The 13,167-nt window shown below is 72.8% G+C and carries 7 protein-coding genes; 2 read left to right on the top strand and 5 right to left on the bottom strand.

From position 1 onward, the window contains the following. Positions 1-80 precede the first annotated feature (80 nt). From ACZ6X9_RS19685 to ACZ6X9_RS19700, 4 genes are all read right to left on the bottom strand, one after another. Positions 81-698 carry a SurA N-terminal domain-containing protein gene (locus ACZ6X9_RS19685; protein ID WP_469779276.1) on the bottom strand — a complete coding sequence of 206 codons (618 nt, stop codon included), beginning with the start codon at positions 696-698 and terminating at the stop codon, positions 81-83. 534 nt (positions 699-1,232) lie between these two features. Continuing rightward, positions 1,233-2,978 (bottom strand): protein kinase domain-containing protein, encoded by a 1,746-nt coding sequence (locus ACZ6X9_RS19690; RefSeq protein WP_469779277.1) that lies wholly within the window; start codon positions 2,976-2,978, stop codon positions 1,233-1,235. Next, entirely contained in the window at positions 2,975-4,192 is a 1,218-nt protein-coding gene (locus ACZ6X9_RS19695; RefSeq protein ID WP_469779278.1) for a hypothetical protein, read from the bottom strand. The genes ACZ6X9_RS19690 and ACZ6X9_RS19695 overlap by 4 nt, the downstream gene beginning before the upstream one ends. Before the next feature lie 610 nt (positions 4,193-4,802). Next, on the bottom strand, positions 4,803-6,869 hold the full coding sequence (locus ACZ6X9_RS19700) for an N-6 DNA methylase (RefSeq protein ID WP_469779279.1): 2,067 nt from the start codon (positions 6,867-6,869) through the stop codon (positions 4,803-4,805). A 186-nt stretch (positions 6,870-7,055) separates the two neighbouring features. On the opposite strand from ACZ6X9_RS19700, the gene ACZ6X9_RS19705 reads away from it, so the two are divergent. Beyond that, on the top strand, positions 7,056-7,766 hold the full coding sequence (locus ACZ6X9_RS19705; protein ID WP_469779280.1) for a hypothetical protein: 711 nt from the start codon (positions 7,056-7,058) through the stop codon (positions 7,764-7,766). Positions 7,767-7,865: 99 nt separating this feature from the next. Next, positions 7,866-9,338, top strand: coding sequence for a DUF2079 domain-containing protein (locus ACZ6X9_RS19710; protein ID WP_469779281.1), 1,473 nt, complete (start codon positions 7,866-7,868; stop codon positions 9,336-9,338). A 212-nt stretch (positions 9,339-9,550) separates the two neighbouring features. On the opposite strand, the gene mfd is transcribed toward ACZ6X9_RS19710, so the two are convergent. Beyond that, entirely contained in the window at positions 9,551-13,078 is a 3,528-nt protein-coding gene (gene mfd / locus ACZ6X9_RS19715) for a transcription-repair coupling factor (protein ID WP_469779282.1), read from the bottom strand. Between the last annotated feature and the right edge of the window lie 89 nt (positions 13,079-13,167).

Consider the following 13,167-nt stretch of genomic DNA (forward strand, 5'->3'; position numbering starts at 1 on the left):
CGCGGGCGGCCTCGGAGGCACCGGCAGCCCCAGGGGCCGCAGGCGGTCGCGCCGGGCTGCCGGCTCCTCCCGAGTCCCCGCTACACCGGGCTCTCGGCGCCGGGCGGGGCGACGGGCCGCAGCCAAGGCTCCTGCAACGGCCGGGCGGTGCCGCGCTTGGCGTCCCACGCGCCGTAGCGCGGGTTGATGTCGACACGCAGCGCCTGCGAGGTCTTCATCAGCACCTCGTTGGTACGCGCGGCGCCCAGCTTGCCGTCGAGCTTGGTGCGGACGAGGTCCATGGCGAGCGCCTGGTCGATCTGCTCGGGGGCGATGCCCAGGGCCAGGAAGCGGCCGCGCACCGCCTCGGCACCGCCGTTGGCGTGCTCGACCTGGGACCGCTCCTCCTGGAGCTCGCGCCGGGTGACGTCCACCCCGTTGTCGCGCCCGGCCTTCTCGATGATCCGGTACTGGACGAGCCGGATGAGGGTGTCCTGACTGAGCCGCGCGCTGTTGGCCGTGAGCTGCTCACCCTGCGGCGACGACTCCTGCGCGTCGCGCACGTCCTTCACCTGGCGCTGCAACTGCGCCACGGTGATCCGGTCGTCGCCGACGACGGCCGCGGCGCCGGGGTGCGGAGTGGAACCGCAGGCGGTCAGCAGGGGTGTCGCGGCCAACAGCCCGGCGGCGGCGGAGAGCGCGGTCCTTCGGCGGATCATGGAGCCTCCCGGCAGTGCTCGTGCGGCGGTACGGCGATCGACCTGGCGTTGATCGATGGTAGGGAGTCCGTGTGGCGGAGGCCACTGCTTCGACCGACGATTCGCCGATATCCGGGGCGGGTGGGCCTGTTGGGGCTGGCGTGACTGAAGGTGTCTCAGCAACTCGTGTTCTGGCACCGACGTCGGCGTCGGACCGTGCCGGCGGTTCACGTTCCGCCGTCGGCCCGTGCCGGTGGCCGAAGACCCACCGTCCGACCGGCCCGGCGACCGACGCTCCAGGTCAACGGCTCGGACGCCGATGGGATCGCCGCTCAGCGGCCCGCGGTGTGCAGCCTGTTTCGCGGCTTGGTTCGCGGCTTGGTTCGCGGCTTGGTTCGCGGCTTCGTTCGCCGCTTGGCTCGCGGCTTGGCTCGCGACTCGGCTCACGGCTTCGTTCTTGGCTTGGCTCGCGGCTTGGCTCGCGGCTTGGCTCGCGGCTTGGCTCGCGGCCCGCCGTGCGGCCCGCGGGCTCGGAGGAACCGCCGGGCCAACGGCTCACGCCCGGACCTCTCCCAGCCAGCGGAGCGTGTGGCGGATCTCCGCGGGGAGCGGATGGTGCGGCCCGTGCACTCGCTCGGCGTCGAAGAGCAGGGTCATCAGCGTCTCGTGCGCGGCGTGCCGGTCGCCGAGCGACAGCAGGAGGTGACCCGTGCGCCGGCGTATCTCGAACGCGGTGGCCAGGTCGTCCGGATCGCGCTGGAAGTGCGGCAGCAGCGCGCGGTACTCGTCCAGCGCCCCGGCCGCCTCGCCCAGTTGCTCCAGGCACTGGGCGGCGTCGTACCGGAAGCGCAGCACCTGGCGGGCCGCCCGGGGGCCGGTCTCCGCGGCGTAGTCGTCCATCAGCCGGTGCAGTTCGGGGAGAGCGCGGCGGTACTGGCCGTCGTCCATGAGCGTCGCCGCGTACTGCTTGCGCAGACTCCGGACGACGCCGGAGTGCTCGCCGTGCTCGGCCGCGGCGGCCGGGAGGATCGCCCCCAGGATGTCGACGGCCTGGGTGATGCCGCCCTGGTCGAGCAGCCGCTTGACCTCTTCGACGGCACCGGCGACGTCTGCACCGCCGGGGGCGGCGGGGGCCGCGGTGTGGGCGGGAGCGCCGGTGTGGACGGGGGCACCGGTGTGGGCGGGGGCACCGGTGTGGGCGGGGGCCGCGGTTCCGCCCACGGCCACGGCCGCTCCTCCGGCCATGACCGCCGCCCCGGGTACGGCCGCCGCCCCGGGTGCGGGGACTCCGCCGAAGCCGGGGGTTCCCGCGAGGGCCGCCACCCCCGCCGGGGCGGGGACGGTCGTGGAACGGTCGGGCCAGGGGGCGTGCGGCTGGAGGAAGGGGCGCGTGGGGTTCATCGGGCCCATGACGGAACCGGGGTGGCCCGGGGGCCCGTCGTAGGGACCGTCCGTCGTCCGGCCGGGCGTGGGAAGCAGCGGGGCCAGGGCCCGGTAGACCTCCTGGGCGTCGGCGGGGCGGTCCTGCGGATCCTTGGCGAGCAGCCGCAACACCAGTTCCTCCAGCGCTGCGGGCGCCTCGGGCCGGACCCGGCGGACGGGGACGGGCGATTCGTAAAGATGCCGGTGCAGCACCCCGAGCGCCGTCGATCCGGCGAACGGCACCTCTCCGCTGAGCAGTTCGTGCAACAGCACGCCGAGCGCGTAGAGATCGGTGTACGGGCCGACGGCGCCGCCCATCGCCTGCTCGGGCGCCATATAGGCGGGGCTGCCGATCGGCGAGCCGGTACGGGTGAGGCGGGTGGTGTCGGCATCCATGACCGAGGCGACGCCGAGGTCCAGCACGAGCACGGAACCGTCCGGCCGGACCATCACGTTCCGCGGCTTGAGGTCGCGGTGGATGATCGGGACGGCGTGCACCGCCGCGAGCACCGAGCAGAGCTGCGCCGCCACCGAGACGGCCCACTGCCAGGGGTACGGCTCGTGCTCGGCGAGGTGATCGGCGAGGTCGGTGCCTTCGACGTACTGCATGACGAGGTAGAGGTCCTCGCCGTCGCTGCCCGCGTCGTGCACGGTGACCAGGCCGTGGTGGTCCACCTGGGCGGTCACCCGGCACTCACGGACGAAGCGGCGGCGGAGCTCGTCCCCGCCGTCGGTGCCGGCCATCCGGTCGGGGCGCAGCAGTTTCACGGCCACGCGGCGGTCCAGCCGCCGGTCGTAGCCGGTCCACACCTGCCCCATGCCGCCCTGACCGATGACCGTGGCCAGCTCGTACCGGTCGGCGATGACACGCCCGTTCACTGCTCCCGCTCCCCTTGGTGACCCGGCCCCCTACGGAGGAGGTCGCTCAGTTCGTCCAGCTCCGCCCTGACCTCGTGGATCCGCTGCGGACGCCGTGCCCCGTCCGTCGGAGCGGGCGGCGGCCGGCGCGGCCCTTGCGCGTGCGGTCCGTACGGTGCGTGTGGTGCGTGCGGTGTGTGCGAGTTCGGTGCGTGCGGGTCCGCTGCCTGCGACTGCGGTGTGTGCGGCAGGTGGGGTACCTGCGAGTGTGTGGGCGGCTGGTGCGGGATGTGGTGGTGGCCTTGATCGCCGGGATACCGCGCGGGAGATGGGGCGACGGTCTGAGGGGACTGCGCGTGCGGGTATCCGTAGGCCGGCACCTGCCCGGCGAAGGGTGGCCCGCCTTGATCCCCCCTCGAATACGGAGCGCCCTGCGAGGAATGGGACGCGGGCTCCTCGGCCGGGGCAGGTCGCGCGTGCCGCGGCCGGTACGGGCGCTCCGCACCGGCGCCGGTGGCCGAGGTGTCGGGGCGCAGGGCGCCCCCCTGAGGAAAGGCCGGAGGGTGCGTCGCGGAGTTACCGGTCACCGCATGACCAGTCATCAGCTCTCCATAGGGCCCCGCCCCATAACCGCTCGGCGCGGGCCCGGTCGGCCCCAAACCGGGCCGGCCGACGACAGGCTGACCGACGACCGACTGGCCGACGGCTGACTGGCCGACGGCTGACTGGCCGACGACGGGTGCGGCACGGTGGGGTCCGCCGTAGTACGGCGGCGGCAGATGGCCCCCGGCTCCGCCGGCCAACTGCCCGCCGGGATGGGCCTGAGCGTAGGGACCGAGGACGCCACCCGTCGGAAAGACGCCTCGTGCGACACCGGACCGTTCCTCTTCCCACCGGGCCACGGCAGCCCGGTGGTGACGGACGTCGGACCACAGGTAGTGCGCGGTGGTGAGCAGCCCGGTCACGATCGCACAGCTCATACCCACGGTGTTCCAGACCGTCTTGGCGTAACGGTCCCCCAGCATGATGATCCAGGCCACGGAGGCCACCAACACCACCCAGAACAGGGCCCAGTCCCGTGCCCTCCGCCGGACGATGGCCACCCGCAGCGTGGGTATCCAGCTCAGCAGGAACAGCGAGCAGACGGTGATGGCGACGATGACCACGCGGATAGTGACGACCATCGCGCCACCGGGACGGTGGGGCTGCCGCTGTGCCGGGCCGGGGCCATTCATCACTGCTCCTGGGGTACGGGATGTGACAGAGCCTATCCACCGCCCCCTGCACGATCGCGAGGGTCGCCCGGATCAGACGGCGGAGGGGTTGCCCCACAGACCACGATCACATCTTCACGGCCCGTCCGGCCACCCCGCGTCGGCCCGTTCGACCGTCCCGCACTGTGTCCTTGAACTCCCCCTATCGTCGCCTTCGGCTACTCCTTCCGGCCGTCCCGCACCGGACCTCTTAAACACGGGGCCTCTTCAGCACCGGACCTCGTAAGCACGGGACCTCTTCAGCACGGGACCTCTTCAGCACGGGACCTCTTCGGGCATCCTGCGCCGACTCGCCCAACCGGTGCCTCCGCCCGGCCCGGATGGGCCCCACCGACTCGTCCGGCCGGGCTCCGTCGGCTCGTTCACCACTGCCGCCTTGTCCGGTTCGGCCACGCCACCCGGCCCCATTCCGCTTGAAGGCCCGACACATTCCGCCTGGAAGCCGGCTCGGCCCGACTGGTCCGGCCGGTCCGACTGGTCCGGCCAGTCCGCCTGGTCCGGCCGGCCCGACTGCCCGGCTGTCCAGCCGCCCGACCGCCCGGCATCCCGGCTGCCCGGTCATGACACCCCGTCAGTCCGGCCGCACGGTCCCGTCCGTCAGGCCGTCGTACAGCCCTTGGACCAACTGTTCCCCCAGCCGCTCGGTGAGCCGCATCGCTTCCTCGAAGGCGGCCAGGGCGCGGAACCGGGCGCCGTAGCGGCGCTGTTCGGGGAGGGGCAGCCTCGGCACCTGGAGCCGGCGCACGTCGAGCCGGGTCGCCGTGGACGCGTAGCTGCTCGCTTGGCGCTGGTTGGCGGTGCCGCGCAGGAACCCGGCGAGGAACCAGGGGTCGAGCGCCGCCGGGTCGGGCCGGAGCAGGAAGAGCCCCCGGCCGAGGGCCGCCCCTGCGGTGGCCGTGTCGACGACGCGGGCCACCGTGACGTCGCCGAGCACCGGTACCACGACGTCGTCCGTCTCGACCAGCACCGGCTCCTCGGCCGGGCCCTCCGGCAGGGTGCCGGAGGGGGCCGTACCCGCCTTGACGTCGTAGTCGGTGAGCACGGGGGGCGCGTCGGGTCCGGCGGCGGCCCCGGGGCCGCCGGCCCGGAGGACGAGGGCACCGGCCCGTGCGAGCTCCCCCACGGTGGTGGTCGGCCAGCGGGCGCTCGAGCTCTCTTCCGGTATGGCGGGGGCGAGTTCGGCGGCCCGGCCCAGGGCCACGGTGAGCCGGTCCCGGACGTCCGCGAGGTCGGCGACCCCATCGGCCGACGCGGGCGGCGGGAGGTGGCGGGCCGGGGCCAGGTCCACGTCGTCGTCCAGCAGGTCGATCACCGGCAGGGAGCGGTGCTGTCCCGGTTTCTCCTCCACCGTGCCGGACCGGTCGAAGGTCTCCCAGGCTTCCAGCACGGCACCGCTGACGGCCTGCCAGGGCAGCTTGTCGCGGCCGGCCGGGGCGAGGTCGGCGGTGTCGACGAGCAGCACCTGCGGGGTGGGCGACTGCTGCCCGCCGGGCCGGCGCAGCACCCACAGGTGCAGCGGGATGCCGTACGGCGGGGCGGCGCCGGCCGGCAGGGAGATCACGGCGCGCAGCGCGCCGCGGCGGAGCAGGTCGGCGCGGATGCGGCGGCCGGACCGGCGGGAGGCGACGGCCGGTGGCATCAGCAGGACGGCGGTGCCCCCTTCGCGCAGGCGGGCGAGGGCGTGCTGCACCCAGGCGAGCTCCGACTCGGTGCGTGCGGGGAACCCGTACTCCCAGCGCGGGTCGTAGGCCAGCTCCTCGTGACCCCAGTTGCGTTCGTTGAACGGCGGGTGGCAGAGCACGACATCGACGGCCAGGTCCGTGAAGGCGTCCGCGCGCAGGCTGTCGCCCGGGCGCACCCGCACCTGGGCGTCGGAGTGCAGGGCCAGGCGCAGGGCGGTGAGCGCGGCGAGGTCGGGGTCGGCCTCCTGGCCGAGGACGGAGAGCCGCTCGGCAGGGGCGGCCGAACCGGCCGCGCTGAGCAGTCCGCCGGTACCGCAGGCGGGGTCGAGGACCGTGCGGTCCCGCCGGTCACCCTTGGGACCGTGACCCACGGCGGCCATGAGCTCGGCGACGCCCGGCGGAGTGAGGGAGTACTGCCGGGGGTTGGCGTCCAGGTGGCGGCCGAGCAGGAATTCGTAGGCGGGGGCGGCGCCCCGCACCGTGGCGAGGTCGGCGGCGCCGCGCAGCAGGCCGGAGGAGACGGCGAGCTCGGCGGGGCCGGGGACCGCGACGGCGTGGTGCTCGCCGAGGCGGGCGGCCAGCGCCGCTTCCAGAGCGGTGGGCAGAGCCTCGGCGAGCTCGACGTCGGAGAGCTCCACCAGCTCCAGCCAGTCCGTGGGCCGGTCCCGGACCAGGAGCAGGACGGAACCCGCGTAACGGAGAGCGGTGACGGCACCGGCCGGATGCCCGACGAGCTGCTGCCAGACCCGCTCCCGCAGCGGGACCTCCTCGATCTTGCCCTGATCCCTCAGCCACCGCTCGACGTCGGTGAGGTAGAAGGTCGGGCTGGTCTCCGTACCCCCTATGGGCTGAGGAAAGTCCGGGTGGCGGCGGCGCCAGTTGCTGACCGCCGCACGTCCCACTCCGGCCAGCCGGGCGATCCCGGCCGCGGTCACTTCCACCGCGCTCTCCGACACCTGACTCCCCTCCTCCTCGCTGCTTGCCGCAACGTCTGTTGTGGTGCCGAGCATACCCCTGCCTCGCGCACCGACCCATTCACAGGCGTGAAGTCACTCGACCCCGTGAACGCCGTTGACTCGGTTCACAAGAACTGCTGTGATTGACCCATCGGTTCACAGAACTCGCGCCGAAAGGTGTTCGCCATGTATCAGCACGCCCAGCAGAAGCAGCGGAACTGGTTCGCCCGGCACAAGCTGCTCACAGCGGCCGGTGCCGTGGTCGTCATCGTGGGAGCGGGCGCCGCGGTCTCAGGCGGCGACGACGGGGACGGTGCTTCCGGCAAGGTCGTGACCGCCGGCGACGGAAGCACGGCGGGCAAGGGATCCGGCGCCGGCAAGGAGCGGAAGAAGGCCGACATCCCCGGCAGCGGAACGTTCCAGGTCGGGGCGGACATCAAGGCCGGCACCTACCGGAGCGTCGGCAACAAGTCCTCCGGCAACTGTTACTGGGAGCGGGCCAAGGACTCCAAAGGCGACCCCGACTCGATCATCGCCAACGACAATGTCACCGGCTCCAGCTACGTGACCATCAAGGCGGACGACAAGATCTTCAAGTCCCAGGGTTGCAAGGGCTGGGAGCGCGTCCCGGCCAAGGCGGGCGGTGCCCCGCAGACCACCTCGGTGTCCGGTGACGGCATGTACCGGGTGGGGGCCGACATATCCCCCGGCACTTACCGGTCCACCGGCAACAAGGCGGACGGCAACTGCTACTGGGAGCGAGCCAAGGACGCGCTGCACGGCATGGACTCGATAGCGGCCAACGAGAACGTCACCGGCAACGGCATCGTGACGATCACCCCGCAGGACGCCTACTTCAAGACCAGCGGCTGCGCCGACTGGAAGAAGACCGGTTGAGCCGGCACCGGGTGACGACCGGGCCCGCCACGGCCTCCGGCGGTTCCGCGTATCTTTTCGAAGTCGCCCCCGAGAAAACCAGCAGGAGGAGAGAACCCCATGGACTCGGCCGCAGCCGCCGTCTCGGCGCCGGGCCCTGATACGGCCGCCGCCCCGGCCGGGAGCCGGGCGTGGACCAGCACCCTGCGGGCACCGCGGCTCGACCCCTACTGGCTGGCCGGAGCCCTGTTCGTCCTCTACGCCGCCCTCTCGGTGACCCGGCACCGCCGGATGCTGACCATCTCCTGGGACCTCGGGATATTCGAGCAGGCCATCCGGACCTACGCCCACCTCCAGGCGCCCGTCGCCGACCTCAAGGGTCCCGGCGCCAACATCCTCGGCGACCACTTCAGCCCGATCACCGCCCTGGCCGCCCCCTTCTACCGGCTCTTCCCCGGCCCCGTGACCCTGCTCCTCCTCCAGGCCGCGCTCTTCGCGCTGTCCGCCGTCCCCGTCGTCCGGCTCGCCGCCGGAAAGCTGGGCCGGGCCCGCGGGCTGGCGATAGGCATCGCCTACGGCTTCTCCTGGGGCATACAGCGCGCAGTCGACTTCGACTTCCACGAGATCGCCTTCGCCATGCCGCTCCTGGCGTTCTCCCTGGAAGCCGCGGTCGGCCGGCGATGGCGTACGGCCCTGTGGTGGGCCCTGCCCCTGGTCCTGGTCAAGGAAGACCTGGGCGTCACGGTCGCCGCGATCGGTGCGGCGATCCTCCTGCTGGAGCGCCGGGACCGGCGCCACGGCCCGGACGGGGCCGGGCGCGACACCACGGCGACGACGGTCGGCGGCATCCTCGTCGTCTTCGGCCTCGCGGCCAGTGTCCTGGCCCTCGGCGTGGCGATCCCGTCCTTCAACAACACCGGCACCTACGGCTACTGGAACAAGATCGACGGCGGTTCCTCCGCGACCATCCCGCCACTGACGGCACTCCGCACCCTGCTGTGGATACTGCTGCCGACCACTGGCCTGCTGGCTCTCCGGTCACCGGTCGCGGTCGTCGCCCTGCCGACGCTCGCCTGGCGGTTCGTCTCCCACGACGACCACTACTGGGGGACGGACTGGCACTACAACGCCGTCCTGATGCCCGTCGTCCTCATCGCGCTGACCGATGCCCTCGCCACCGCCCACCGCAGCCCGCGGGCCTGGCTGCGCCGGTACGCCCGTCAGCTCCCCGCCGCCGTGGCCGGGGCGGCCCTGGCCTTCAGCGCCTCCCTCCCCCTCTACAGCCTGACCGAGCCCGCCACCTACGAGATACCCGCGAGCGTCAGGGCCACCGAGCGGCTGCTGGCGCGCATACCGGACGACGCCACCGTCGAAGCGTCGGATGTCGCCGCCATAAGCCGACTGACCAGCCGTTGCCGCGTCTTCTGGTGGGGGGACACCCAAGGGATAACGCCCGCCTACATAGCCGAGCGCGCCGACGGCGGCAGGCCGGTCAAGGATCTCGTCGCCGACGCGGCGCGGATGCATCCGGGGGCCCGGTACGCCCTGGTGGGCGTCGAAGGCACGACCGTGGTGCTCAAGCGCGTCGCCTGACACCCCTCGTCTGACGCTCCCCGCCTAGCCCCCCTCGCCTGACCCTCCCCGCCCAGCCCCCCTCGTCTGACGCTCCCCCCCCTGGCCCCCCGCCTGCTACCGGCCGCCGCGCACCCGCCGCCCGGTGCGGGCCGGGCGGCGGGTGTGAAGGCGGCGCCCGGTCCCGGGTTCACCAGGGGGCGGCGGGAACGCCGGCCACGCGGCCCGGCCGGTCAGCCGAGGATGGTCGTGAGGAACTCGCCGGTCCAGGCCAGCAGTTCCCGACCGACCAGCGGCTTGCCGCCGATGGGGCGGGTGGCGGGCCGGGGTACGAGGATCTGCCGGTTGGCGGGCTTCATGACGGTGCGCGGGTAGAGCCGCTTGAGCCGCAGCTCCTGCGACTCGCGCAGTTCGACCGGGCCGAAGCGGACGTTGGAGCCCTGCAGGGTGATGTCCGTGACCCCGCAGGCCCGGGCGAGCATGCGCAGGCCCGCGACGAGCAGCAGGTTCTCCACCGGCTCGGGGAGCTTGCCGTAGCGGTCGGTGAGCTCCTCGCGGACGGCCTTGATGTCCTCCTCGCTGTTGGCGGAGGCGATGGCCCGGTACGCCTGGAGGCGCAGCCGCTCGCCCGGCGCGTAGTCGTGCGGGACGTGCGCGTCCACCGGCAGTTCGATCTTGACCTCGAGTGGCGGCGGCTCCTCCGCGCCGCCGGCCTCCAGGGAGGCGCGGTAGTCCGCGACCGCCTCGCCGACCATGCGGATGTAGAGGTCGAAACCGACGCCGGCGATGTGCCCGGACTGCTCGCCGCCCAGCAGGTTGCCGGCGCCGCGGATCTCCAGGTCCTTCATCGCCACGTACATGCCGGCGCCCATCTCGGTGTGCTGGGCGATGGTGGCCAGCCGCTCGTGGGCGGTCTCGGTGAGCGGCTTCTCCGGCGGATACAGGAAGTAGGCGTACCCCCGCTCGCGGCTGCGGCCGACGCGGCCGCGGAGCTGGTGGAGCTGGGAGAGGCCGAAGTTGTCGCCGCGCTCGACGATGAGGGTGTTGGCGTTGGAGATGTCGATGCCGGATTCCACGATCGTCGTGGAGACCAGCACGTCGAACTTCTTCTCCCAGAAGTCGACCACGACCTGCTCCAGCGCGGACTCCGACATCTGTCCGTGCGCGGTGGCGATCCGGGCCTCCGGCACGATCTCGCGCAGCCGGGCGGCGGCCCGGTCGATGGACTCGACGCGGTTGTGGATGTAGAAGACCTGCCCCTCGCGGAGCAGTTCGCGCCGGATGGCGGCGCCGATCTGCTTGGGGTCGTAGGGGCCGACGAAGGTGAGGACCGGGTGGCGCTCCTCGGGCGGAGTGGTGATCGTGGACATCTCTCGGATGCCGGTGACGGCCATCTCCAGCGTCCGCGGGATCGGCGTCGCGGACATGGTGAGGACGTCCACGTTGGCGCGCAGCTTCTTCAGTTGCTCCTTGTGCTCGACGCCGAAGCGCTGCTCCTCGTCGACGATGACCAGGCCCAGGTCCTTGAACTTGGTCTCGGAGGAGAACAGCCGGTGGGTGCCGATGACGATGTCCACGGACCCCTCGCGCAGCCCCTCCAGCACCGCCTTCGCCTCGGTGTCCGTCTGGAACCGGGAGAGCGCCTTCACCACCACGGGGAACTGGGCGTACCGCTCGGAGAAGGTGCCGAAGTGCTGCTGCACGAGCAGCGTGGTGGGCACCAGCACCGCCACCTGCTTGCCGTCCTGTACCGCCTTGAAGGCGGCGCGCACGGCGATCTCCGTCTTGCCGTAGCCGACGTCGCCGCAGACCAGGCGGTCCATGGGGACGGACTTCTCCATGTCCTCCTTGACCTCGGCGATGGTGGTGAGCTGGTCCGGGGTCTCGGCGTAGGGGAAGGCGTCCTCCAGCTCCCGCTGCCAGGGGGTGTCCGGGCCGAAGGAGTGGCCGGGGGCGGCCATTCGCGCCGAGTAGAGCTTGATCAGGTCGGCGGCGATCTCCTTGACGGCCTTCTTGGCGCGCGCCTTGGTCTTGGTCCAGTCGGCGCCGCCGAGCCGGTGCAGCGTCGGCGCCTCGCCGCCCACGTACTTGGTGACCTGCTCCAGTTGGTCGGTGGGGATGTAGAGGCGGTCGCCGGGCTGGCCGCGCTTGGCGGGGGCGTACTCGACGAGCAGGTACTCGCGGGTGGCGCCCTGGACGGTGCGCTGGACCATCTCGATGTAGCGGCCGACGCCGTGCTGCTCGTGGACGATGTAGTCGCCCGCCTGGAGGGTCAGCGGGTCGATGGTCTTGCGGCGGCGGGCCGGCATCCGGCCCATGTCCTTGCTCGCGGACTTCTGGCCGGACAGGTCGGTCTCGGTGAGGACGGCGATCTTCAGGTCCGGGTGGACGAAGCCGCTGTCGAGGCTGCCGCAGGAGACGTGCACCAGGGCCGGGGAGAAGTCGTCGAGTTCGGGGTCGAGCCGGGCCGGGATGCCTTCGCCGCCCAGCACCTCCACCGTGCGCGCGGCCGGCCCGTGCCCCTCGGTGAGGAACAGCGTCCGCCAGCCGTCGGCCAGCCAGCCCTTGGTGTCGGCCAGGGCGCGGGCGGTGTCGCCGCGGTAGGTCTCGGGGGCGTGCATGCCCAGGGTGAGGGTATCGCCGTCCGGGTCCTCGTCGGCGGCGAAGGGGCTGACGGACCACCACATCATGCCCAGTTCGCGGGCCCGGTCGCGGACGTCGGCGATGCTCCACAGCGAGGCGGCGTCCACATCGATGGGCGCCTTGCCGCCGCCCGCGGTGGCGGCCCACGACGCCTGGAGGAACTCCTGGGAGGTGGCGACGAGGTCCGCGGCGCGGGTCCGCACCCGCTCCGGGTCGCAGACGACGGCCATGCTGCCGGCCGGGAGGACGTCGAGCAGCAGCTCCATGTCGTCCACCAGTACCGGGGCGAGGGACTCCATGCCCTCGACCGCGATGCCCTCGGCGATCTTCCCGAGCAGCTCGCCGAGCTCCGGGTGGTCCTCGGCGAGCGCGGCGGCCCGCTCCCGTACGGCGTCGGTGAGCAGCAGCTCGCGGCAGGGCGGCGCCCACAGTCCGTGCTCGGCGACCTCCAGGGACCGCTGGTCGGCCACCTTGAAGTAGCGGATCTCCTCCACGTCGTCGCCCCAGAACTCCACCCGCAGCGGGTGCTCCTCGGTGGGCGGGAAGACGTCGAGGATGCCACCGCGGACGGCGAACTCGCCGCGCTTCTCGACCAGTTCGACCCGGGCGTACGCGGCGGCGGCCAGCGCCTCCGTGATCTCGCCGAGGTCGGCGCTCTGCCCGCTGCGCAGGCTGACGGGCTCCAGGTCGCCGAGCCCCTTGACCTGCGGCTGGAGGACGGAACGGACGGGCGCGACGACGACGCTGACCGGCCCGGCGGCCGGGTCGTCGGGGCTGGGGTGGGCGAGCCGGCGGAGCACGGCCAGCCGGCGGCCGACGGTGTCCGAGCGCGGGGAGAGGCGCTCATGCGGCAGCGTCTCCCAGGACGGGTACTCCACGACGCCGTCCGGCGGCAGGATCGAGCGCAGCGCCGCGGCCAGGTCCTCGGCCTCCCGCCCGGTGGCGGTGACGGCCAGGACGGGACGGCCCGTGCGGGCCAGGGCGGCGATGGTGAAGGGCCGGGCGGCGGGCGGTCCGACGAGGTCGATGTGCGGCCGGTTGCCGTCGCCCGCGGCCTTCACCGCTTCGGCGAGCGCCGGATCGTTGACGACGGCGTCGAGCAGACCGTGCAGGCTCATGAGGGGCTTCCGTCCCGGGAGGGTGACAACACGAATCGCCCGACGCGTGAGGGACGAGCCGGGTGTGTCTCCAGCGTACGACGCGGCGG

The sequence above is a fragment of the Streptomyces sp. NPDC052910 genome (assembly GCF_055585605.1).